The organism is Kitasatospora sp. NPDC059795 (assembly GCF_042732175.1).
GTDB lineage: Bacteria > Actinomycetota > Actinomycetes > Streptomycetales > Streptomycetaceae > Kitasatospora.
The window spans coordinates 367,166-388,993 of the sequence record NZ_JBHWID010000004.1 but is presented as its reverse complement, the minus strand read 5'-3'; the positions used below and the strand labels follow the sequence as shown (position 1 = coordinate 388,993).

20 protein-coding genes and 2 riboswitches are annotated in these 21,828 nt (G+C 72.9%); of the genes, 6 read left to right on the top strand and 14 right to left on the bottom strand.

Annotated elements, in window-relative coordinates; translation table 11 throughout:
- Positions 1–5 precede the first annotated feature (5 nt).
- Entirely contained in the window at positions 6–593 is a 588-nt protein-coding gene (locus ACFV4P_RS11300; protein WP_380469736.1) for a hypothetical protein, read from the top strand.
- A gap of 49 nt (positions 594–642) precedes the next feature.
- Here the strand turns inward: ACFV4P_RS11300 and ACFV4P_RS11295 are convergent, their stop codons facing one another.
- The 5 genes from ACFV4P_RS11295 to ACFV4P_RS11275 all read right to left on the bottom strand — a co-directional run bounded on the left by ACFV4P_RS11295 (position 643) and on the right by ACFV4P_RS11275 (position 4,500).
- Entirely contained in the window at positions 643–1,401 is a 759-nt protein-coding gene (locus ACFV4P_RS11295; protein WP_380469734.1) for an endonuclease/exonuclease/phosphatase family protein, read from the bottom strand.
- Positions 1,402–1,453: 52 nt separating this feature from the next.
- Positions 1,454–2,395: an ROK family glucokinase gene (locus ACFV4P_RS11290; protein ID WP_380469732.1), complete on the bottom strand. Its 942-nt coding sequence runs from the start codon at positions 2,393–2,395 to the stop codon at positions 1,454–1,456.
- A 196-nt stretch (positions 2,396–2,591) separates the two neighbouring features.
- Positions 2,592–2,870, bottom strand: coding sequence for a DUF5304 family protein (locus ACFV4P_RS11285; protein ID WP_380469730.1), 279 nt, complete (start codon positions 2,868–2,870; stop codon positions 2,592–2,594).
- Between the two features lie 26 nt (positions 2,871–2,896).
- A complete protein-coding gene (locus tag ACFV4P_RS11280; RefSeq protein WP_380469728.1) occupies positions 2,897–4,057 on the bottom strand; it encodes an ArsA family ATPase in 1,161 nt (386 codons plus the stop codon).
- A gap of 8 nt (positions 4,058–4,065) precedes the next feature.
- Positions 4,066–4,500 carry an SRPBCC family protein gene (locus ACFV4P_RS11275; RefSeq protein ID WP_073811855.1) on the bottom strand — a complete coding sequence of 145 codons (435 nt, stop codon included), beginning with the start codon at positions 4,498–4,500 and terminating at the stop codon, positions 4,066–4,068.
- Positions 4,501–4,748: 248 nt separating this feature from the next.
- Here ACFV4P_RS11275 and ACFV4P_RS11270 point away from each other — a divergent pair, with 248 nt between their 5' ends.
- Positions 4,749–6,545: an AMP-dependent synthetase/ligase gene (locus ACFV4P_RS11270; RefSeq protein ID WP_380469726.1), complete on the top strand. Its 1,797-nt coding sequence runs from the start codon at positions 4,749–4,751 to the stop codon at positions 6,543–6,545.
- A gap of 132 nt (positions 6,546–6,677) precedes the next feature.
- On the opposite strand, the gene ACFV4P_RS11265 is transcribed toward ACFV4P_RS11270, so the two are convergent.
- The gene (locus tag ACFV4P_RS11265) at positions 6,678–7,820 is read right to left on the bottom strand and encodes a glycosyltransferase family 4 protein (RefSeq protein ID WP_380469724.1); all 1,143 of its coding nucleotides are present in this window, start codon (positions 7,818–7,820) and stop codon (positions 6,678–6,680) included.
- 258 nt (positions 7,821–8,078) lie between these two features.
- Between ACFV4P_RS11265 and ACFV4P_RS11260 the strand changes: the two genes are divergently transcribed.
- Both ACFV4P_RS11260 and ACFV4P_RS11255 read left to right on the top strand, forming a co-directional pair.
- On the top strand, positions 8,079–9,506 hold the full coding sequence (locus tag ACFV4P_RS11260) for a glycosyltransferase 87 family protein (protein ID WP_380469722.1): 1,428 nt from the start codon (positions 8,079–8,081) through the stop codon (positions 9,504–9,506).
- Positions 9,507–9,594: 88 nt separating this feature from the next.
- Positions 9,595–10,497, top strand: coding sequence for a carbohydrate kinase family protein (locus ACFV4P_RS11255; protein WP_380469721.1), 903 nt, complete (start codon positions 9,595–9,597; stop codon positions 10,495–10,497).
- A gap of 4 nt (positions 10,498–10,501) precedes the next feature.
- Here ACFV4P_RS11255 and ACFV4P_RS11250 read toward each other — a convergent pair whose 3' ends face one another.
- The 6 genes from ACFV4P_RS11250 to ACFV4P_RS11225 all read right to left on the bottom strand — a co-directional run bounded on the left by ACFV4P_RS11250 (position 10,502) and on the right by ACFV4P_RS11225 (position 17,728).
- On the bottom strand, positions 10,502–11,656 hold the full coding sequence (locus ACFV4P_RS11250; protein WP_380469719.1) for a hypothetical protein: 1,155 nt from the start codon (positions 11,654–11,656) through the stop codon (positions 10,502–10,504).
- Positions 11,657–11,781: 125 nt separating this feature from the next.
- Positions 11,782–12,834 carry an NlpC/P60 family protein gene (locus ACFV4P_RS11245; protein ID WP_380469717.1) on the bottom strand — a complete coding sequence of 351 codons (1,053 nt, stop codon included), beginning with the start codon at positions 12,832–12,834 and terminating at the stop codon, positions 11,782–11,784.
- Between the two features lie 209 nt (positions 12,835–13,043).
- Positions 13,044–14,105, bottom strand: coding sequence for an NlpC/P60 family protein (locus tag ACFV4P_RS11240; protein WP_380469715.1), 1,062 nt, complete (start codon positions 14,103–14,105; stop codon positions 13,044–13,046).
- A 14-nt stretch (positions 14,106–14,119) separates the two neighbouring features.
- Positions 14,120–14,270, bottom strand: a riboswitch (cyclic di-AMP (ydaO/yuaA leader).
- Between the two features lie 365 nt (positions 14,271–14,635).
- Complete coding sequence (locus ACFV4P_RS11235; protein WP_380469713.1) at positions 14,636–15,670, bottom strand: NlpC/P60 family protein; 1,035 nt, start codon at positions 15,668–15,670, stop codon at positions 14,636–14,638.
- A 206-nt stretch (positions 15,671–15,876) separates the two neighbouring features.
- On the bottom strand, positions 15,877–17,286 hold the full coding sequence (locus tag ACFV4P_RS11230) for an NYN domain-containing protein (protein ID WP_380469711.1): 1,410 nt from the start codon (positions 17,284–17,286) through the stop codon (positions 15,877–15,879).
- Between the two features lie 175 nt (positions 17,287–17,461).
- Positions 17,462–17,728 carry a hypothetical protein gene (locus tag ACFV4P_RS11225; protein ID WP_073811869.1) on the bottom strand — a complete coding sequence of 89 codons (267 nt, stop codon included), beginning with the start codon at positions 17,726–17,728 and terminating at the stop codon, positions 17,462–17,464.
- A 152-nt stretch (positions 17,729–17,880) separates the two neighbouring features.
- Between ACFV4P_RS11225 and ACFV4P_RS11220 the strand changes: the two genes are divergently transcribed.
- The gene (locus ACFV4P_RS11220) at positions 17,881–18,675 is read left to right on the top strand and encodes a rhomboid family intramembrane serine protease (protein ID WP_380469709.1); all 795 of its coding nucleotides are present in this window, start codon (positions 17,881–17,883) and stop codon (positions 18,673–18,675) included.
- On the top strand, positions 18,672–18,953 hold the full coding sequence (locus tag ACFV4P_RS11215; protein ID WP_073811871.1) for an Lrp/AsnC ligand binding domain-containing protein: 282 nt from the start codon (positions 18,672–18,674) through the stop codon (positions 18,951–18,953). Before ACFV4P_RS11220 ends, ACFV4P_RS11215 begins: the two co-directional genes overlap by 4 nt.
- 1 nt (position 18,954) lies before the next feature.
- Here the strand turns inward: ACFV4P_RS11215 and ACFV4P_RS11210 are convergent, their stop codons facing one another.
- Both ACFV4P_RS11210 and trpD read right to left on the bottom strand, forming a co-directional pair.
- Positions 18,955–20,331, bottom strand: a complete 1,377-nt coding sequence (locus ACFV4P_RS11210) for an aminotransferase class V-fold PLP-dependent enzyme (RefSeq protein WP_380469707.1) — start codon at positions 20,329–20,331, stop codon at positions 18,955–18,957.
- Between the two features lie 47 nt (positions 20,332–20,378).
- A riboswitch (SAM riboswitch) is annotated at positions 20,379–20,496 on the bottom strand.
- A 132-nt stretch (positions 20,497–20,628) separates the two neighbouring features.
- Positions 20,629–21,699, bottom strand: a complete 1,071-nt coding sequence (gene trpD, locus ACFV4P_RS11205) for an anthranilate phosphoribosyltransferase (protein WP_380469706.1) — start codon at positions 21,697–21,699, stop codon at positions 20,629–20,631.
- Between the last annotated feature and the right edge of the window lie 129 nt (positions 21,700–21,828).

Genomic DNA, 21,828 nt, shown 5'->3' with positions numbered 1-21,828 from the left:
CGATAGTGAACGAGACCAGCAAAGCGAACGACGACGACCTGCCCCGCGACGACACCGAGGCGGCCGAACCCGCCGAGGCAGCCGCACCCGAGCCCGCCCCGCGACGTCCCGCCGCCGGCAGCCAGGCCGAGCAGGACGCGATCTTCGCCGCGCTGGTCGCCCAGTTCGACGAGCCGGTCGACGCCGGCGACCACGCCTGGCCCGAGGCGGAGAACGTCCAGGAACGCCCCCGCCGGCCCAGCGCCCCCACCGGCCCCACCGGCCTCGGCGACTTCACCCCCCGCCCGGTCCCCCGTCTGATCGAGGGCCCGCGCGACTACACCGTCGCCGAGAACGAGGACGACGACCACTTCGTCCCGCCGGAGCCCCCGCCGCTGCCCCCGGCCGAGACCACCGCCAAGTTCGCCTGGCTGGCCGTCCTCGGCGGCCCCGCGCTGCTCCTGTTCGACGCCGTGGTCTGGCGCGAGGTCTCCGGCTGGCCCGCCTGGGTCGGCGTCATCGCCTTCCTCAGCGGCTTCGGCACCCTGGTCGCCCGCATGAAGGACCGCGACGACGACGAACCCGAGGACCCGACCGGCGGCGCCGTCGTCTGACCGCCCGCGCCGGGGCCGACGACCGCTCGGCCCCGGTGCGACCGGCCTGTCACGGCGCCGGAATCCGCAACGCCGCCAGCACCGGCAGATGATCCGTCGCCGCCAGCAGGTCCGCCTCCGCGACCCCCGGCAGCGGGTACGGCACCCCGCAGCCCAGCACGTCGATGTCCGGCGTCGCGAACACCCCGTCGATCCGCTGGTACGGCTGCTTCGGCACCGACGTGAACGTCCCGCCCCACGGCGCCTTCGCGTGCGCGTCCGTGAACTCCTCCGCGAACGCCCGCCAACCCGGGCCCTCCGGCGGCTCGTTGAAGTCGCCCGCCACCACGCCAGGCTCCCCCGACCGCAGTTGACGCCGCAACAGCTCGAACTGCCGCTGCCGCTCCTCCGGTTGAAGACTCAGATGACAACTCGTCACCGAGAACGGACGCGACCCGCCGATCCGCAGCAACGCACTCGCGAACCCCCGCGCGTGCAGCCCCCGGGTCTTCGGCAGCAGCACGTCCCGCAGCTCCACCACGTCCACCTGCAACTTGCCGAGCAGCAACGGCCCCGCCGCGACGCGGCCGCCGCCGGCCAGGATCACCATGCCCGTCCGGTGCGCGAGCCACGCCGCGGCCTTCTCGCTCCGCCAGTACCGCGGCGACTCCTGCACGCACACCACGTCCGGATCGCACGCCCGGACCACCCGAGCCACCGCCGTGCGGTCGTCACGCAACGACCGCACGTTGTAACTCATCACCCGCACCCGCCGCGCCCCGTCCGGCTCCACCCCGGAGGACGCCAACGCAACATCAGTGTCCGTCACCTGACAGACAGTAACAGGACCCGGGGGTTGAACGAGGGCGAAAACAGGCGCCTCAGACGCGCGCCAGATCCCCCGCCCCCGAGATCCCCGCCGCCGACCCCATCGACGCCAGGACGACGTCCGCGCGCGGCCGGGCCGGACCGCCCGTCAGGTACTTCTCGAACGCGGCCGCCACCGGGTCGAGCAGCAGTCGGCCCGAGTCCGAGACGCCGCCGCCGAGGACGAAGACCGCCGGGTCGAAGAGCGCCGCGAGGTCGGCCATGCCGCGGCCGAGCCAGTCGGCGAGCTCCGCGTAGCAGGCGAGGGCCAGCGGGTCGCCCTCCTCCGCGGCCTGGGTGATGTGGATGCCGCGAATGGTCTCCGCGACGCCCTCGTTGAGTTCGAGCATCCGCTTGCCGGCGATCGGGTCGGCCGCGGACTTCTCCCGCCCGTACCGGCGCAGCGCCCGCCCGGAGCCGTACTGCTCCCAGCAGCCGTGTCCGCCGCAGCCGCAGAGCAGGCCGTCGGGAACCATGTTGAGGTGGCCGATCTCGCCGGCCACGCCGAACCGTCCGCGGTGCAGGCGGCCGTCGAGGACGATGCCGCCCCCGATGCCGGTGCCGACGGTGATCAGCACCATGTCCTCGTACGCGGCCGCGGCGCCGAACCGGAACTCGGCCCAGGCCGCGCAGTTGGCGTCGTTCTCGACCACGGTGGGCAGGCCGGTGAGTTCCTCGACGCGCTGCTGGAGGGGCTCGTTCTCCCAGTCGATGTTGGGCGCCATCAGGACGGTGGAGCGGTCCTGGCTGACGAAGCCGGGCGCGCCGACGCCGACGGCGGCGACGTCGGGGTACTGCTCCTTCAACTCACGTACGCCCTGGGCGATGGCGTCGACCGCCCACTGGGGGTCGGCCGGGGTGGGCACCCGGGTCCTGGCCAGAATCTCGCCGGACTCGTCGACGACGCCTGCTGCGATCTTGGTACCGCCGACGTCCACGCCGATGGTCAGAGCCATGTGTCCCTCAGCTATTCACTCGTTCCCGCTCAGCGGAACGGTACCGGCTGAGGGGTGCCCACGTACACAGTTCGGCATACATTATTCGAAGGCAATCCCCGACCGATCGGCCATACTGCCTTCAGAAGTCATACCAACTGTCCCGTTCGGTGATGGCTTGAAACCATAACGTGACGCTGACGAACCGCCGGCTTAACTACTTGTCGGAGGCCTCTTCGGCCCCGTCCAGGTCCACCCGCTCGGTCTCGGCGTGTTGGGGCGCCGACCAGCGCTGTTCGTGCCCGGCCACCGCGGCCCGGTACGCGGCCAGCAACTCGCCGCCGGCGGCGGCCAGGTGGCCGTACACCTCGGGGTTGGACTCGCGCAGCCGGCCGCCGATCTCCATCGCCTTGCCGCCGACCGCGGTGGCGAACTTCCGCACTTCCTCCACCAGTGGCGCGAACTCGCCCGTCCCGCCCGGCTGTTCCGTACTCATGACACGCTCCCGTCCGTCAGATCCCGTTACCCGCGCGGCCACAGCGCGGGATCGGGGGTGAACCGCACCGACAGCGTTCCGTCGACCAGGCCGGCCCCACTGACCGTGCAACGGCGCAGCGCGGACGGGAGTGCCACGACCCGCCGGTAAGTTCCGGCGCCGAGGACCAATTCGTCGCCGCGGCGCAGCAGTTCGAGGTCCTCGCGGTCGGCGCCGGGCAGCGGCAGGTGCCAGATCAGCAGGTTCTCGGCGGCCAGCCGGTCCTCGGTCCAGGGCTCGGCGGGCGCGGGGATGCGGGGCGCACCGGCCGGGTACAGCTGCTCGGCGAGCGCCGCCAGCGAGTCGGCCTGCCGCACGGTCAGCAGCGGGACGTTCAACGCCCGTTCCAGCTCGGCGAGTTGCTCGCTCTGCCGGGCGGCGGTGCGGGCCAGCCAGGGGTCCGGGGAGTCGACGGCGCCGGCGGGGTGCGCGCCGTGCGCGACGACGGCGTCCAGCGGCAGGCCGTGCAGGGCGAGGCCGGCCCGGATCCGGGCGAGGGCGCGCGGCGCGGGGCGGGCGGCGTCCAGCACCAGGCGGACGGTGGTGCCGGGCGCGGTGATCACGGCGGCGGCCTCGGCGAGCGCGGCGGACGCGGCGGCCCGGGCCTCGTACAGCTTGTCGGTGGGCATCGGGACGCCCGCCAGTCCGGCCAGCAGCGGGCGCAGCGCGCGGGCCGCCTGGCGCTGTTCGGGCAGCAGCCGGTCGAGGTAGCGCTCCAGTTGGGCGGGGAGCGCGAGGGTGGCGATCAGTTCGGCCGGCGGCGGGGCGGCGACCACCAGTACCTCGGCCTTGGCGCGGGGCAGCGCGCGCAGCAGGGCGAGGGCACGGGTGCCGGGCAGCGGGGCGAGCTCCTCGGGGTCGAGCGGCTGGGCGCCGATCAGGTCGAGGGCGGGGGCGAGCCGTTCGCGGTAGCCGTCCAGGGCGGCGCGGAACGCGGCCTGTTCGTCGATCCGGGCAGCAGTCAGGCACTGCTCCAGTTCGACGGGCTCGGGGCCGAGCCGGACGCCGAGCAGGTCGTCGACGGCCCGGTGCGGGTCGTCGGCGGCCAGCAGTAGGGTCTCGCTGCCCTGCCGGGCGTGGTGCAGGGCGGTGGCGGCGGCGATCCTGGCGGATTCCGGGCCGCTGATCAGTACGGTGCGGGTGGCCACGGGCCCGATCAGCCCTCGACGCGCTTCTTCAGGCCGGCCAGGGCCCGATCGATGATGACCTTCTCCGCCTTGCGCTTGATCATGCCGAGCATCGGGATCTTGACGTCCACGGCCAGCTGGTAGGTGACCTCGGTGCGTCCCTGGCCCGCCGGGGCGAGCCGGTAGGAACCGTCGAGGGAGCGCAGCATCTGGCTCTTGACCAGGGTCCAGCTCACCTCGCGGTCGCCGTCCCAGGTGTAGGCGAGCACGTGCTCGTCCCGGATCGCGCCGGCGTCCAGCAGCAGCCGCACCTCGGCGGCGCGGCCGTCCGGCCCGGTCTGCAGGACCTCGATCTCCTTCAGCTCGTCGGTCCACTCCGGGTACGCGGCGAAATCGGCGATCACCGCCATGACCTCGGCCGGGGTGGCGTCGATGACAATGCTCGACCTGGTGTGCTCCGCCATTGCGGCCTCCGCGATCTCCCTGTGCTGCTGTGCGCCCAGCAGAGGCTATCGCGGGCAGGGCCGCGTCCTTTCCGCCCGGGCACCTTACCGGCGGGTCACCTACCGACTGCCGTAGGGTTCGCTTCGATCCATCCCACGTCCCACCTGCGATGTGACGATCGGAACACCGAGGCCGACCCCTCTGGTCGAACTCACCTACTCAGCAGTAACGTCCAGTCGTCCCGCAGCGTCGCGTACGAGGAGCAGTCTTGCTCGAGGAGTTCAGTCTTCCGGCCCGCTACCAGGTACCGAGCGACGGAAACCTCGCCGACCTGGTCCACCAGAACGCGGAGCGGCACCCGGGCGTCGCTGTGCTCAGCCGCAAGGCGGACGGGCAGTGGCAGGACCTGACCGCTGTCCAGTTCCTCGCCGAGGTGCACGCCGCCGCCAAGGGCCTGATCGCCGCCGGCGTCGGCCCCGGCGACCGGGTCGCCGTGATGTCCCGCACCCGCTACGAGTGGACGCTGCTCGACTTCGCGATCTGGACCGTCGGCGCGATCACCGTCCCCGTCTACGAGACCTCCTCCGCCGAGCAGGTGCAGTGGATCCTCGGCGACTCCGGCGCCCTCGCCGTCATCACCGAGACCGACAAGCACGCCGCCGTGATCGCCGAGCTCCGCGAGGCCCTGCCGGAGCTCAAGCACACCTGGCAGATCGAACGCGACGGCATCGCCGAACTCGTCCGCGGCGGCCAGGACGTCGCCGACCAGGTGATCGCCGAACGCCGCGTCCTCGCGAACGCCGACTCGATCGCCACCATCGTCTACACCTCCGGCACCACCGGCCGCCCCAAGGGCTGTCAGCTCACCCACGGCAACTTCCTCGCCGAACTGGGCAACGTCACCGCCCGGATGCCGGAGCTGTTCGTCACCGGCGAGTCCTCGGTCCTGCTGTTCCTGCCGCTGGCCCACGTCCTCGGCCGGATCGCCGAGATCGCCACCGCCATCGTCCCGGTCAAGCTCGGCCACGTCTCCGACATCCGGAACGTCACCGAGGAGCTCGGCTCCTTCAAACCGACGCTGATCCTCGGCGTCCCCAGAGTCTTCGAGAAGGTCTACAACACCGCCCGCGCCAAGGCCCAGGCCGACGGCAAGGGCAAGATCTTCGACCGCGCCGCCGACACCGCCATCGCCTACAGCCGCGCCCTCGACGCCGGCGGCCCCTCGCTCCTGCTGCGCCTCAAGCACGCGATCTTCGACAAGCTGGTCTACGTCAAGCTCCGCAACGCGCTCGGCGGCCGCTGCAAGACCGCCATCTCCGGCGGCGCCCCGCTCGGCGAACGACTCGGCCACTTCTACCGCGGCATCGGCTTCTCCGTCCTGGAGGGCTACGGCCTCACCGAGTCCTGCGCCGCCACCACCTTCAACCCCAACGACCGGGCCAAGATCGGCACCGTCGGCCAGCCGCTGCCCGGCTCCGCGATCCGGATCGCCGAGGACGGCGAGGTCCTCCTCAAGGGCCCGAACATCTTCACCGGCTACTGGAACAACCCCGCCGCCACCGCCGACGCCCTCCAGGACGGCTGGTTCGCCACCGGCGACATCGGCACCCTCGACGACGACGGCTACCTCACCATCACCGGCCGCAAGAAGGAGATCATCGTCACCGCCGGCGGCAAGAACGTCGCCCCCGCCGTGATCGAGGACCGCATCCGCGCGCACGCCCTCGTCGGCGAGGTCATGGTGGTCGGCGACCGCAAGCCCTTCATCGCCTGCCTGATCACCATCGACGACGAGTTCTTCCCGCGCTGGAAGGCCCTCAACAACAAGCCCGCCGACGCGACCGTCGCCGACCTCCGCGAGGACCCCGACCTCCTCTCCGCCCTCCAGACCGCCGTCGACGACGGCAACCAGGCCGTCTCCCACGCCGAGGCCGTCAAGAAGTTCCGCCTCCTCACCACCACCTTCACCGAGGACAGCGGCCACCTCACCCCGTCCCTCAAGCTCAAGCGCAACGTCGTCCTCAAGGACTTCGCCGCCGAGATCGAGGCCCTCTACACGAAGTAGGGAGAGCACAACCAGGGGCGCGGGGAACTGCGCGAAGCGGAAGGCACCCGACCGCAAGATCGCGACGCAGGACAATGACCTGCACGTGATCGCGACCTTGCGGTGGGGTGCCTTCTTCGCGCCCACCTGCGCTCAGCGCACCTCAAGCAACCCCGTGAGCCGCTCCGCCAGCATGTCCCAACGCCAGGCGTCGTGAACCCACTTGCGCCCGGCCTCCCCCATCTCCCGTCGGAGACTCTCGTTCGCCAGCAGCCGCACCAGCCGCTCCGCGAGCACCGTCTCCCCGCCCTTCCCCGGCACCACGAACCCCGTCTCTCCCTCGCGGACAGCGTCTGGTGCCCCGCCCGAGTCCCCCGCGACCACCGGCAGCCCCGTCGCCGAGGCCTCCAGGTAGACGATGCCCAGCCCTTCCACGTCCAGCCCGCCGCGCCGCGTCCGGCACGGCATCGCGAAGACGTCGCCCGCCCCGTAGTGCGCGGGGAGCTCCTCCCAGGGCACCGCTCCCGTGAACACCACCGACGACCGCACCCCCACCGAGTCGACGAGCTTCTCCAGCTCGCCCCGGTAGGGCCCGCCGCCGACGATCAGCAGCACCGCGTCGGGCTGCGCCGCCAGCACCCGGGGGAAGGCGCGGATCAAGGTGTCCTGCCCCTTGCGGGGGACCAGCCGCGACACGCACACCACCACCGGGCGCTCCGTCAGCCCCAGCCGCGCCCGGACGACGTCCCCGCCCGAGTCCGGCCGGAACGTGGACTCGTCCACGCCCGGCGGCAGCTGGACCATCCGCGAGGCGACCCGCGGCCCGACCGCCCGGGCGATCCGCGACCGGGTGTACTCGCCGAGGTACGTCAGGACGTCCGTGTTCCCCCCGATCCGCCGCAACAGCTGTGCGGAGACCGGCAGTTGGGCCCACGCAGCCTCGTGCCCGTGGGTCATGCCGAGCAGCCGCCGCGCGCCGGCCCGGCGCAGCGTGGGGGCCATCAGCCCGAGCGGCGCGGCGGCCCCGAACCACACGGACGTGCACTTCTCGGCACGCAGGATCTCCGCCGCCCGCCGGGTGACCCGCGCGGTGGGGAGCATCATCCTCGTGCGGTCGCGAATCACCGGGAAGGGCTGCTCGGCGTCGAACTTGGCCACTTCCCGACCGTCCCGCCAGGTGGATGCGTACACCACGATCGAGCCGGCAGGTTGACGGACGGCCATGTTGTGGACGAACGCCTGGATGCCGCCTGGCCTGGGCGGAAAGTCGTTGGTGACGATGAGGGTTCTGTTCATGTGCCGCGGCTCGCTCGGTCAGGGGGTGCTCGGAGTACCCGTGAGTGGTCCGTACGATAGGTCACCGTGCCCGTCCGCCGGGAACGCGGCCCGCACCGTCCACGGCGGCGGGACCGTCGCAGGCCCGAAGGTTCGGACACGGTTCGGAGAAGTTAGAGGACATCGCCGCAACCGATGCGGTGTGCTGGTGGTCCTTAACCGGTGCCCCCGGCGCGCCTGCCCGGTACCGGTGCGTACGCGACGACCCGAAGGAGCGTAGTGGAGTCAGCCCAGGCCGAACGGCCCGGAAGTTCGGAGCCCCCGGCGCTGCCTGCCTCGCCCGGTTCCGCCGCGCCCGTCCCCGCGCAGCCCGGTCCCGCGCAGCAGGCGCAGGAAGCGCCGCAGACCCCCGCCCCGAGCCGTCGTCCGCTCTGGGTCCTGGGGGCCGGCTGGGTGGTCACCCGGACCCTGCTCGTCCTGGTGGTCTCGGGTGTGCTGCGGATCGCCAGCACGGACGTGACCGCGGACGTCTCGGTGATCTACCACAGCTGGTACGAGGTGCTCTGCACCGGCACGTTCCCGCTGGACGACGTGACCTGGCAGTACCCGCCGGGCGCGGCGCTGGTGATCCTGCTGCCGGGCCTGCTGCCGTGGTCGTACCTGGTGTCGTTCTTCGTGATCTGCGTGGCGGTGGACGCGGCGGCGATGGCCCTGCTGATGCGCGCGGGCGTGCGCCGGGGCCGCAGCTACCTGGGCGCGTGGTTCTGGCTGGTGGGCGTGCCGCTGCTCGGCCCGACGGTGTACTGCCGGTACGACATCATCGTGACGGCGCTGGCGGTGGCGGGTCTGCTGGTGGTGCTGCGCCGCCCGGCGCTGGGCGGCGTGCTGCTGGGCCTGGGCGGTCTGCTCAAGATCTGGCCGCTGCTCGCGCTGTTCGGCACCCCGCGCGGCCGCCGCACCCGCCGCGCGTGGACGTCGGCGGCGACGTTCGCGGGGGCGCTGGGCTTCCTGCTGACGGCCGGCATGAACGGGGCGTTCGAGTTCCTGAAGTTCCAGTCGGAGCGCGGCATCGAAATCGAGTCGCTGGGCGCGCTGCCGCTGCACTTCGCGAAGCTGGCGGGGTCGTGGCACGGCACCGTGACGATGAACTACGGCTCGGTGGAGTTCCTCGGCCCGTGGGTGCCGGTGATCTCCAAGGTGATGGTCGGCATGACGGTGGCCGGTTTCGGCTGGCTGCTGATCTGGCGGCTGCGGGCGGCCCGTTGGACCTCGGCGACCACCTTCGACGCGGCGCTGTGCGCGCTGCTGATCTTCACCGCGACCAGTCGGGTGATCAGCCCGCAGTACATGATCTGGGTGGTCGGCCTGGCCGCGGTGTGCCTGACGGTGCGCCACACCAGCCAGCGCCCGGTGGCGGTGCTGGTGCTGGTGGCGACGGTGCTGACCACGCTGGAATTCCCGGTGATGTTCGGGACGGTGAACCGCAGCGAGCTGCCCGGCGTGCTGGTGCTGACGGCCCGCAACCTGGTGCTGCTGGCCGCCACCCTGGTCTCGGCGTACCGGCTGTGGCGCTCCACCCGCCGCCGGGAGGCGGTGACCACGGTGGTGCTGCCGGCCGGTCAGGTGGGCCCGCAGTACCCGGTGCGGCCGGGCATCGCCTACGAGCAGGACCTGCTGGACGACCTCACCCCGGCCGACCGGCCCTGACCGCCCCGGCCGGACCCGACCGCCGCCCGGCCCTGCAAGTTTCTGAAAGTGCTTGCAGGGCCGGGCTTTTCGCTGCCACCATCGCCGGATGATCGACTACGACATCCTGATCGTCGGCGGCGTCGGCGTGGACACCATCGTCCGGGTGGACCGCCTGGAGATCCCGCCCGGCCGCGACTCGGCGCACGTCCCCCCGGTCCTCGACTACCCGGCGCACACCGGCAACGGCGTCGCGCTGGCCTGTCACGCGCTGGGTCTGCGCACCAAGCTCGCCGACTTCCTCGGCGAGGACCCGCAGGGCGCCCTGGTGCTGGCCGAGTACGCCCGCCGCGGTCTGGACTTCAGCCACCTGCCCGCCCCCAACGGCACCCCGCGCAGCGTCAACCTGGTCGACGCGGACGGCCTGCGGTTCTCGTTCTACGACGGCCGCCACCCGGCGGACGCCCGGCTGCCGCGCGCGTTCTGGCTGCCGCTGCTGGAGCGCTCCCGGCACGTCCACCTGTCGATCACCGGCGTCAACCGGGACATGTACCCGGACGTCGAGCGCCTGGGCCTGCCCAGCTCCACCGACCTGCACGCCTGGGACGGCGAGAACGAGCACCACCGGTTCTACGCACTCCGCTCGGACGTGGTGTTCCTGTCCGCGGCGGGCCTCGGCAACCGTCCGGAGGCCGTGATGCGGTCGATCCTCGAACACGGCCGGGCCGAACTGGTGGTCGCCACCGCGGGCTCGCACGGCGCGTTCCTGCTGACCCGCGAGGACGAGGCGCCGCGGCACTTCCCGGCGGTGGACCCGGGCGCACCGATCGTCGACAGCAACGGCGCGGGCGACGCGTTCGTCTCCGGTTTCCTGCAGCGCCGGCTGGCGGGCCGCCCGGTCGAGGAGTGCATGCGCGCGGGCTCGGCGGCCGGCGCGTTCGCCTGCACCACGGCGGGCACCCACACCGCGTTCCTGGACGCGGCGGGCCTGGACCGGGCGCTGGCGGGCTGACCGATCAGTCCCGGAGGGTGGCCACCTCGGACTCCCAGTTCTTGGTGAACTCCGCGACGCCCAGGCCGAGTTCGGTCCGGAAGGCCCGGTCCAGGCCGCCGCTGCCGTTCTGCCCGACCGCCCGGTACAGCGCCACCAGCCGCTGCGGGCCGTGCCGGCGCGCGATCAGGTCGCAGGCCAGCCAGGACTGCTCGTAGGCCTGGGCGATCCCGGCCGAACCGGCGGTGAAGGCGTCGTCGGTGGGCAGCCCGACGGGCATCCGCCCGTTCCGGACGTCCCTGGCCAGCTCGGGGGCGATCTGCCGGGTGGTGCGCCCGGTGCCCTGGTAGCCGGTGTAGTCGGCGACGCCCTCGGACAGCCACAGCGGGGTGGCCGACCTGGTGTCGGCCCGCGTCGCGACGTGGGTCGCCTCGTGGGTCACCACCACCCGCCGGCCCAGCGGGCTGAGCTGCCGGTACGCGTCGGGGTTGACCACGATCCGGTCGGCGGGGGTGTGCGTCGGCGCGCCGCCGACCGCCAGGGTGACGGCCGCTATGCCCTGGTAGGCGTCCGCCGAGACGTCCATGCGGCGGGCGAACTGCTGGACGGTGAGCGGGAGTTCGAGCAGCAGCCGGCCGGGCCTCCAGGGGCCCCAGACGCCTTCCACGGTGGGCACCGCACGGTCGGCGAGCTCGGCGAGGTCGGCCAGTTCGGCCTCCTCGCCGAGGCCCAGCACCGTGCTGTGCTGCCCGTTGGCGGTCCGGACGGTGCCCAGGTCCCAGGGCGCGACCGCGCCGACGGGCACCTCCCGGAGCACCCGCCAGCCGGCCGGCTCCCGCTGGAGGTCGATCTGCCGCTCCAGCAGCGCCGGATAGTCGTCCACGCCGGCGATCCGGTAGCCGAGTTCGGCGCCGACGGTCAACCGTTCGACGCCGGGCACGGGTTCGGTGAAGGTGGTGAGCCGCAGGGTGTACTCGCTGAACCGGATCGCGGCGGTGCGGGTCAGCAGGTCCCGGTCGGCCTCCTCGGCGCCCGCCGCGGTCGGCAGCCCGCCGGGGTCGCGCCGCAGGATCGCGCCCGCCCGCCGGGCCAGCACCTGCGCGACGGCGTCCCGGGCGCCGGACGGCGCGCCCGGCCCGGGCGGGACGGCGGCCGGGGCGGCGGGCCCGGCCGGAAGCACCCGGGGCAGCGACAGCTGGGCGGCGCACCCGGCGGCGACCAGCAGGGCGGCCCGCCGGGACAGCGAAGCCCCGGCCTGCCGCGGGGCTTCCGGCGGCAGGTCGGTGACCAGGGGCTCGTGCTGGCTCAGACCCGCACCACCGAGTTGACCGGCATCGCGCCGACGCTCTCGTAGCGGACCCTGGCGCCGGGGTGGGGGGCGTGCACGACGACACCGCCGCCGGCGTACATGCCGACGTGGTGCCTGTCCTTGAAGAAGATCACCAGGTCTCCGGGCCGGGCTTCGGCGAGGCTCACCCGCCGACCGGCCGTGGCCTGTCCCTGCGAGGTCCGCGGCAGGGTCACTCCGGCCTGCCGCCACGCCCAGTACATCAGACCGGAGCAGTCGAACGCGCCGGGGCCGGTGGATCCGTACACGTACGGGGAGCCGATCTTCGAGACGGCGGCGTTCAACGCGGCGGCGGCGCGGTCGGAGGCGGCGGGTTCGTCGCCGAGGTCGAGCCGGTCGGTGCCGCGGGTGGCGCGCTGCTGGGCGTCCCGGGCGTCGTCGGCGGCGAGCCGGTCGCGCTCGGCGGCGCCGAGGCCGCCCAGCAGCAGCTGGGCCCGGGTGAGCCGGCTGCGGACCTCGTCCTTGGCGGCCGCCAGCCGTTGCCGGGCCGCTTCGAGCTCGGCGAGCTTGGCGGTGGTCTCCTGCCGGCGCTGGTCCAGCCGCCGCTGCCGCTCGTTCAGGTCGCGCAGGACGTCGTTCTGCCGGGCGGTGGCCTGGCCGAGGGCACGCGCGCCGGCCAGGTAGGACGCCGGATCGTTGTCGAGCATCAGCCGAACGGTGGGATCGAGGCCCTGGGAGCGGTACTGGGCGGCGGCCACCGCGCCGAGGTCGGCGCGCAGCCGGTTGAGGTCGTCCTGCCCGGAGGCGACCTGGCCCTGCAGCTCACCGGCCTCGCGCTGCAATCGTTTCTGCTGCTCCTGGGCGGCGTTGTACCTCTCGGAGGCCTGCTCCGCCTCCTCGTACAGCTGGTCGACCTGCGCCTTGACGTCGGTCCGGTCGGGCGGATCGGCCGGTGCGGCGCCGGCCGGGGCCACGCCCAGATGGAGCACCCCGGTCGCGGCGGCGGTGAGTGCCAGCGCGCGGGCGAAGCGCTGGACACCGGGCAGTGGGGGGCGACGGTGCACGGACACGTGCGACGGCTCCGTTCCTACGGCCTGCCCGTCGCCGCCCGCTGGTCGGGCGGCCGTCCGCACGGGGGGCCGGGGCAGAGGTTAGCGAGTCGGACGGATCCAGTCCAAACCCCGACAACATCGAATATTCGACCGCGAATCGGACACCGGAACGACTACGGCCCGGCACCCCCTGTGCGGGGTGCCGGGCCGAGCGGAGTGCGGGTCCGTCAGATCCGGACGATCTTGACGATCGGCATCACGGTGGCGGACTCGTAGCGGACCTGCGCGCCGGTGTGCGGGGCGTGCACGATCTGCCCGTTGCCGACGTACATGCCGACGTGGTGCATGTCGCCGTAGTAGATGATCAGGTCGCCGGGCTTGGCGTTGGCGATGTTGGTGCCGATGTTGGTGCCGGCGCCCGCCTGGGCCTGCGAGGTGCGCGGGATGGACACACCCGCCTGGGCGTACGCCCACTGCATCAGGCCGGAGCAGTCGAAGGTGCTCGGACCGGCCGCGCCGTACGAGTACCAGCTGCCCAGCTTCGACAGCGCGGCGCTCATCGCGACGCCCGCGTAGCCGGCCGGGGCCGGCGCGCTGAGGTCGGTGCGCGTGGTGTCGCGGGAGGCCCGCTCGGCCTGGCTGCGGGAGGCGTCGGCGGCCTTCGCCTCGGCCGCGTTCAGCTCGTCGCGCTCCTTCTGGGTGAGCGTGTTGAGCAGTTCCTGCGCCTTGGCCAGCTTGCCCTTGATGTCGTCCTTGTCGGCCTGCAGGGCCTTCGTGGTGGTGTCCAGCTCGGCGAGCTTCTGCTCCGCCTCCTTGCGCTGGCCGTCCAGCTTGGCCTGCTCCGACTTGAAGCTCTTCAGCAGGTCCGACTGGGTGGCGCCGACCGTGTTGAGCGCGCCCGCCTGCCCGAGGAAGTCGTCCGGGTTGCTGGAGAGCATCAGCTGCATGGTCTGCGGGATGCCGCCGTTGCGGTACTGCTCCGCGGCGATGTTCGCCAGGCTGTCCTGGACGGTGGTGACCTGGTCCTGCTGGCGGGCCAGCTGGTCCTGGAGCTGCGAGACCTGCTTCTGCAGGGCCTGCTGCTTCTCCGCGGAGGCGTTGTACGCCTCGGTCTTCACCTCGGCCTGCTCGTTGAGCTGGTCGACCTGCTGCTTGACCTGGTCCTTGGTGGGCGCCGGGTCGGCGTGCGCGCCGGTCTGGGCGGACAGCGCCACGGCGGTGGCGGCAGCGGCAGTGAGAATCGAGACCCGGGCACGGCCGACGGGCTTGGGACGACGATGGGACGCCACGAAGGCGGACTCCTTCTTCCTCACACACCGCCTACCGGGTGAGCTGACGGGTTCGGGCCGGAAGAGATGCCCTACAGCGCCTCACCGACCGCTGTCGCGGCCGACCTGGCGCCGATTCACCCCGGGGGAACGTGGTTCCCCGGCTCCGTTCGACAGCACCCCGGTGGGGCATCCCCGTCGGCGGATCGCGTTCTGACGATCCGCCCGCTGCGTCACGGACTCGGCGGCGACCTCCGCCGTCGCCCCCCTTGGGCGATCGACTCTGCGGCGGTCGAACCAAGACCCTAGTAACCGATCCGTGATCCGTTCAAATCCTTGTCCGAAAAAAATCTGAATCTGAGTCAATTACAAGGACGAAACTGACCGAATGTAAGGGATTCGTTGCGCAGTGCGTAGCATTTCCCGGTGCCCGCACAGAAAACGCGACGCCCGGACGTGTGCGAGATCACAGCGGTATCTCGACCCGTCCGGGCGTGTCACAGCGCGTCAGTTGCGGCCCTCTGTGGGCATATGTCCGATTCTTCGGGTCGTCAGACCCGGCGGATGGTCGAGATCGGCATCGCGTCCACCGGCATGGTCTTCACGACGTCACCGGTGTGCGGCGCGTGCACCACCATGCCGCCGCCGATGTACATGCCGACGTGGTGCCGGTCGCCGTAGTAGACCACCAGGTCACCGGGCTGCGCGTTGTGCCAGTCGGTGCCCACGCTGGCGCCGACGCTGCCCTGCGCCTGCGAGGTGCGCGGCAGCGAGACGCCGGCCTGCGCGTACGCCCACACCATCAGGCCGGAGCAGTCGAAGCTGCCCGGACCGGTCGCGCCCCACACGTACGGCGCGCCGCGCTTGCCGAGCGCCTTCGAGACCGCGACACCGGCGTAGCCACCGGCCTGCGGCAGGTTGCTCAGGTCGACCCGGTCGGCGCCGCGGGAGGCGGTGCCGCCGCCCTGGGTGATCGAGAGGCGGTCGGCGGCGGAGAGCGTGTTGAGCAGGCTCTGCGCCTCCTCCAGCTTGCTCTTGACCTCGTTCTTGGCGTCGTTGAGCGCCTGGGTCGAGCTGTCCAGCTCGGCCAGGACGGCCGCGGCCTCCTGCTTCTGCTGGCTCAGCCGGCGCTGCTGGTCCTCCAGCGACTTCAGGGTCTCCGCCTGGGTGCTGGCGGCCTGGTCGAAGGAGGACGCCTGGGACAGGTAGCCGTCCGGGTCGGAGGAGAGCATCAGGCGCACCGACGGGTCGATGCCGCCCTGCCGGTACTGGTCGCCGGCCACCGCCGCCAGCCCGGAGGACAGCTCGTTCAGCTGCTCCTGGCCGCGCGCGACCTGGTCCTGCAGCTGGTCGGCCTGCTTGCGCAGCTGGTCGGCCTTCTCCTTGGCGCCGTTGTACTTCTCGGCCGCCTGCTCCTGCTCGTCCAGCAGCTTGTCGACCTGCGCCTTGACCTCGTCCTTGTTCGGCTTGGCCGGCGCGGCGTGCGCACTCACCTGGGCCGACAGGGCGACCGCGGTCGCGGCGGCAGCGGTGAGCACGGTCACCCGGGCGCGACTCGGCTGCTTGGGACGGCGGTGGGAGGCCAAGGTGGTGCTCCTTCTTCCTCTGGACTCACCCGATCGAGCGACAGTCCGGAATATAGGTTTGACGCCAGACCCTAGTGAAGTCTCCACCCCCGCGTCCACTCCCGGGGGGCTTTCGGTTCCCGTTCCCCGCCCCTCTTCACCACACCGACACACTCCGGACGCCCCACCGTCGCTGACCGCCCGTCAGTGCGTCCGAATCACCCCGCTCAGCTGCGCGACAGCCGGTTCAGCAGCAGCACCGAGGCCACCGGGCGGGCGCCGGCCTTGCGCACCCCGTCCGCGACCTCCTTGTCGGCGGAGACCACCACCACCGGCCGGCCCTGCGGCTCGGCCCGCACCATCCGGCGGATCAGCTCGTCCGCGGTCTCCCCGGTCCGGCTGAACCGGACCCGCACGCCGCGCGGCGGGGCCATGATCACCGGCACGTCCAGGTCCTGGCCGTCGAACACGCAGGTCACCTCGGCCTGGGTCCGCTGGGCCAGCATCGCCAGGCCGCCCAGCAGCCTCAACCGCTGCTGCTCCAGCGGCAGTTGCGGGTATCCGGTCTTGGTCACGTTGTAGCCGTCCACCACCAGGTGGACCTGCGGGATGGCCAGCAGCTGGTCCAACAGCGCCGGGTCGTCCTCGGCCAGGCCGCGCCGGGCCACCGCGTGCGGCGAGGCCGAACCGGGCTCCACGGCCTCCACCAGGTCGGCCGGGCGCAGCGCCGTCACCGGCAGCGCCAGTTCCCGCTGCAGGCCCTGCGCGGACTGCAGCACGGTGTCCAGCAGCAGGCGCAGCCGCATGTCCTCGACGCTGCGGCCCTCCCGGGCGGTGCGCCGGCCGGTCTCCACGGCGGCCTCCAGCTCGGTGATCCGGTGCCGCAGCCGGCGGGCCTCGATCTCGGCGGCGCTGTGCTCGGCCGCGGCGGCGGCCCGGGCGGCCTCCAGTTCGGCGGTCAGCCGGCGGGTCTCGGCCTGTGCCCGGCGGGTGTCGGCCTCCAGCGAGCGGACCTTCTTGCGCAGCGAGTCGGCCTCCCGGCGCACCCCCTCGGACTCGGCGCGGTGCCGGTCCAGCTCGGCGCGGGCGGCGGCGCGGGCCTCGGCCAGCTCCTCCTGGAGCCTCTCGGCCAGCCGGGTGGCCTCGGCGGCGGCGCCCTCGGCGTCCACCCGCTCGGCCTGCTCGCCGGCCTCCTCGACCAGCCGCCCCCAGCCGGTGGGCCGCACCAGGTAGGCGGCGGCGGCCACGTCCATCGGGTCGGCGGCGGCCGGCACGGTGCCCGCCTCCAGGGCGCGCACCAGGTCGGGCTGGCCCAGTCGCAGCCGCTCGGCTATCCGCACCCGGAACGCCGGGTCGGACTCCAGCGCGGCGGCCAGCGCGGTGGCCGCGTACTTGGCCCGCCGGGCGGGGGTGAACTTGGCGTACGGGCGCAGCGCGGCGGGCAGTTCGCCGGCCGGGATGCCGCCGAGCGCGTCGGAGGCGATGCCCACCACCCGGCGGCGGACGCCCTCGGGCAGCGCCCGACCGGCCGTCTCGCCGTTGCCGTCCTCGCCGCCCGGGGCGGTCTCCGGGGTCTGCTGGACCGGACCGGGCGCGGTCCCGTCCGTGCCCGTGGGCGCGTGCGCTGCCTCCGCCACAGTTCTCGGCTCCGATCCTGGTCCGGGCGGGCCCCGGCGGGTGCCGGGGGCGTTGGTGTCCGCCGCTGCTTGCAATTGTCCCGTCTACCGTGCCGCACCGACAGCACCCCGCCGACGAGTCCGCCCCGCGTTCCCGTCCGGGGCGCGGACGGGAACGCGGGGCGGTGGAAGTGCGTCAGCCCTGCTCGGAGCCGCCGTCCGCGGACTCCTCGGCGCCCGGGCGGGCCACCAGTTCGACCTGGTCGACGGCGTTGCACCAGCGGCAGCGCACCGACTCGACGGTCTCGGCGAGCACCTGGGTCTCCTCGACCTTGGAGTCGCCGGACAGGTCGAAGTGCACGAAGTCGATCACCCGGGAGGACCGGGTGACGTCGAAGCGGGTGAGGTTGCCGCACAGCGTGCAGCGCCAGCGGGTCTCGGCGGTCGGCGCGGCAATGGTCATCAGAGTGGTCCCTCTCGGCTGGTCCCGGTTTCCGGGTCTCCAGCCTATTGCCTGTGCCGCCGCGCCCGGGTCACCGGTCCACTGCCCGGACGCTCACCCACTCGGAGCAGCGCCCGGTGTCGCGGGTGCGCCCCCGAGGAATGCTCACCTTCATGGTGCTCTCCGCCCCCGCCCGGGCCGGTTCGCCGACGGCCGAGCAGACCGCCCGCACCCCGGTCGTCAGCTACCTGTTGATCGCGCTGTCCGCGCTGGTCCTGCTGCTCGGCCCGGCCGGCCTGAACCCGATGTACGGCAGCGGCGCCGCCCGGGCCTGCGCCGAGCAGCGCTACGAGCACCGCTGGGGCGCCGTGCCCGCCGAACTGCTGAGCGGCCACCCCCTGGCGGCCGACCGGCTGACCTCGGCGACGCCCGGCTGCACGCTCCCCCCGACGCCCGGCAAGATCCCCGAACTCTCCGTCCTCACCTCGCTGTTCGTCCACGCCGGGTGGCTGCACCTGATCGGCAACCTGCTGTTCCTGTTCGTCTTCGGCCCGGCCGTGGAGACCCGGCTCGGCCGGCTGCGCTTCCTGACCGGCTACCTGGCGATCGGATACCTGGCCACCTACGGCTACGCGATCGCCGAGGCGCACACCGCGGACGGCACCCGCGCCCTGATCGGCGCGTCCGGCGCGATCGCCGGGGTGCTGGGCGCGTACCTGCGGCTGTGGCCGAGAGCCCGGGTGACGGTGCTGGTGCCGGTCCTGCTCTTCCTCCCCCTGCGGTTCCCGGCCTGGCTGGTGCTCGGCCTGTGGTTCGCGCTGCAGTGGTGGTCCGTCAGTTCCGGCGGCAGCGGAGTGGCGTACCTGGTGCACGTGATCGGCTTCGCGACGGGGTGGCTGTTCGCCTGGGCCGCCCGTCCGGCGGGCGATACCCTGAGCGCACCTTCTCGAACAGGAGTTGCTCAGTGATCACCGCGATCGTCCTCATCAATACCAGCGTCGACCGGATCCCCGAGATCGCCGAGGCGATCGCGGCCATCGAGGGCGTCAGCGAGGTCTACTCCGTCACCGGCACCTACGACCTGGTCGCGATGGTGCGGGTGCGCAACCACGAGGACCTGGCCGAGGTGATCCCCGGCCGCCTCAACAAGGTCCCGGGCGTCTCCAACACCGAGACCCACATCGCGTTCCGCACCTACTCGCAGCACGACCTGGAGGCCGCGTTCTCGCTCGGCCTGGACGGCTGACTCAGCGCTGCCGACCCCGGTCGATCTGCTCGGTCGCCACGCAGCGCCCGCCCTCGTTGCGGTAGCTCCACCGCGCGCCGTCGGTGACCAGGTCCCGAACGGCCGTCAGGAACCGGTCCAGGTGCTCGACGGGGGTGCCGGCGCCGAAGCTGACCCGGATCGCGTTCAGGCTGCGCTCCCCCGGCAGCGAGGGCTCGGGCGCCCCGCACTGGCTCGGCGCGGCGTCCTCGCCGCCCAGCAGGGTCCGCACCAGCGGGTGCGCACAGAACAGGCCGTCCCGGACGCCGATGCCGTACTCGGCGGACAGCGCGGCCGAGAAGTGCGAGCTGTTCCAGCCGCGCACCACGAACGACACCACGCCGACCCGGTCCGCGCCCTCGCCGAACAGGCTCAGCACCCGCACCTCGGGGATCGCCGCCAGACCCTCCGTCAGCTTCGCGACCAGCGCCCGCTCGCGGGCCTCCAGCGTGTCGAAGCCCGCCTCGGTGAGCGCCCGGCAGGCCGAGGCGATCGCGTACGCGCCGATCACGTTCGGCGAACCGGCCTCGTGCCGGGCCGGGCCGCTGTGCCACTCCACCGCCACCGAGCCGTCCAGCTCCCGGGCCACCGTCCGGCTCGCCCCGCCGCCGGCCAGGTACGGCTCCGCCGCGTCCAGCCAGTCCGACCGGCCCGCCAGCACGCCCGCGCCGAACGGCGCGTACAGCTTGTGGCCGGAGAACGCGATCCAGTCGACGTCCAACTCCCGTACCGACACCCGGTGGTGGGGCGCCAGCTGGGCCGCGTCCAGCACCACCCGGGCGCCGTAGCGGTGCGCGACCGCGGTCAGCTCCTCGACCGGCCACAGCTCGCCGGTGACGTTCGACGCCCCGGTCACGCAGAACAGCTTCGGCCCCTCCGCCGCCCCGAGCAGCGCCTCCTCCAGCGCGGCCACCGCCTCGGCGTGCGAACGCGGCGCCCGCAGGTAACGCACCGTCAGGCCCTCGCGGCGCCACGGCAGCAGCGACGCGTGGTGCTCGGTCTCGAACGCGAACACCTCGGTCCCGGCGGGCACCGCCCCGGCCAGCAGGTTCAGCGAATCGGTGGTCGCCCGGGTGAACACCACCTGGTCGCCGTCCCGCAGGTCCAGGAACTCCGCGACGGTCCGCCGGCTCTGCTCGAACAGGTCGGTCGACAACTGCGACAGGTATCCCGCGCCCCGGTGCACCGACCCGTAGTACGGCGCGTACGCCGCCACGTCGTCCCACACCCGGGCCAGCGCCGGCGCGCTCGCCGCGTAGTCCAGCGCCGCGTACCCGACCTTCTCCCCCGACGCCAACGGCACCTCGACGTCCTGGCCCAGCACGGCCAGCGGCTCACAGATCTCGACGGCGACAGACATGGATGCACTCCTCCACGGGGTAAGGACCCCGGGGTGCATCAACCGGAAGTCCGCGCTTGCCGCGCGGACGGATCGCCACGCAGCCCGGTCCTCACCCAGGGCACCCCGCCACGGACGGAGGGTTGCCGGACAGCAAGCTGGGGCTTGTCGCTGCCACTCATGACCTGCGCAGCACACTACACGAACGCCCCGCCGCCTCAACCCCCGTCCACCACCCGGACACCCCCGGAACGGCAAGGTCCGCCCGACGAGGGGTCAACTCCCCACGCCGGACGGACCGTTGACCGAAGTCGACCGCTACTGCGTGGCCTCCGCCCACCGCTTCAGCAGCTCCCCCGCCGCCCCGGAATCGATCGCCGCCGCCGTCCGCGCCATCGCCGCCCCCAACTGCTCGCTCAGCGGCGCATCCGTCAGCTCCAGCGCCACCAGCGCGGCCGCGCTGTTGAGCACCACCGCGTCCCGCACCGGCCCCCGCTCGCCGTTCAGCACCCGCCGGGCGACCGCCGCGTTGAACTCCGCGTCGGCCCCGCGCAGCGCCTCGATCCCGACCAGTTCGATCCCGACGTCCCGCGGGTCGAACCGCGTCTCCGTCACCTCGCCGTCCCGAATCACCCAGACGTGGGACGTGGTGGTGATCGTCAGCTCGTCGAGCCCGTCGTCACCCCGGAACACCAGTCCCTGCCCGCCGCGCCGCGCCAGCACCCCGGCGATCAGCCCCGCCAGCCGGGTGTCGAAACAGCCCACCGCGTGGGCGCCGACCTTGGCCGGGTTGGTGAGCGGGCCGAGGATGTTGAAGACCGTGGGGACGGCGAGCTCGGCCCGGGCCTGCGCGGTGTGCCGCATCGACGGGTGGAACTTCGCGGCGAAGCAGAAGGTCAGTCCGACCTCCTCGGCCACCGCCGCGACCCGCCGGGCGTCCAGGTCCAGGTTGATGCCGAGCCGTCCGAGCACGTCCGAGGAGCCGGACGCCGAGGAGGAGGCCCGGTTGCCGTGCTTGACCACCTTCGCGCCGGCCGCCGCGGCGGCCACCGCCGACATGGTGGAGATGTTGACGGTCTTGGCGCGGTCGCCGCCGGTGCCGACGATGTCGACGGCCGGCCCGGGGATGTCCAGCGGCAGGGCGTGCGCGTACATCGCCTCGACCAGGCCGGAGATCTCCTCGACCGTCTCGCCCTTGCCGCGCAGCGCGATCAGGAAGCCGGCCACCTGCACGGGGCTGGCCTCGCCGCTCATGATGCGGTCCATCGCCCAGGCGGTGTCGGCCTGGGAGAGGTCCTCGCCGTGCACCAGGGCCGTCAGGATGTCGGGCCAGGAGCGAACCACCTGCGCGGGGTCGCTACCGCCGTTCGCAGAGTGCACGTTCACCATGGCCGTCTCCAGCTCTCGTCTTGTCGCAGAGGAATTGGAGTCAGCCTATCGAGCGAGCGGGGACGGCCGCCCTGACTTGCCGTCCCCTTCTCTCCAGTTGAGACGCCCGCCGAGACGATCGACCGGAAC

Excerpts from the sequence above, each read along its gene's own strand:
- ACFV4P_RS11290 (WP_380469732.1), bottom strand. The coding sequence starts at position 2,395 with ATGGCTCTGACCATCGGCGTGGACGTCGGCGGTACCAAGATCGCAGCA.
- ACFV4P_RS11285 (WP_380469730.1), bottom strand. The coding sequence starts at position 2,870 with ATGAGTACGGAACAGCCGGGCGGGACGGGCGAGTTCGCGCCACTGGTG.
- ACFV4P_RS11275 (WP_073811855.1), bottom strand. The coding sequence starts at position 4,500 with ATGGCGGAGCACACCAGGTCGAGCATTGTCATCGACGCCACCCCGGCC.
- ACFV4P_RS11265 (WP_380469724.1), bottom strand. The coding sequence starts at position 7,820 with ATGAACAGAACCCTCATCGTCACCAACGACTTTCCGCCCAGGCCAGGC.
- ACFV4P_RS11255 (WP_380469721.1), top strand. The coding sequence starts at position 9,595 with ATGATCGACTACGACATCCTGATCGTCGGCGGCGTCGGCGTGGACACC.
- ACFV4P_RS11225 (WP_073811869.1), bottom strand. The coding sequence starts at position 17,728 with ATGACCATTGCCGCGCCGACCGCCGAGACCCGCTGGCGCTGCACGCTG.
- ACFV4P_RS11220 (WP_380469709.1), top strand. The coding sequence starts at position 17,881 with ATGGTGCTCTCCGCCCCCGCCCGGGCCGGTTCGCCGACGGCCGAGCAG.
- ACFV4P_RS11210 (WP_380469707.1), bottom strand. The coding sequence starts at position 20,331 with ATGTCTGTCGCCGTCGAGATCTGTGAGCCGCTGGCCGTGCTGGGCCAG.
- trpD (WP_380469706.1), bottom strand. The coding sequence starts at position 21,699 with ATGGTGAACGTGCACTCTGCGAACGGCGGTAGCGACCCCGCGCAGGTG.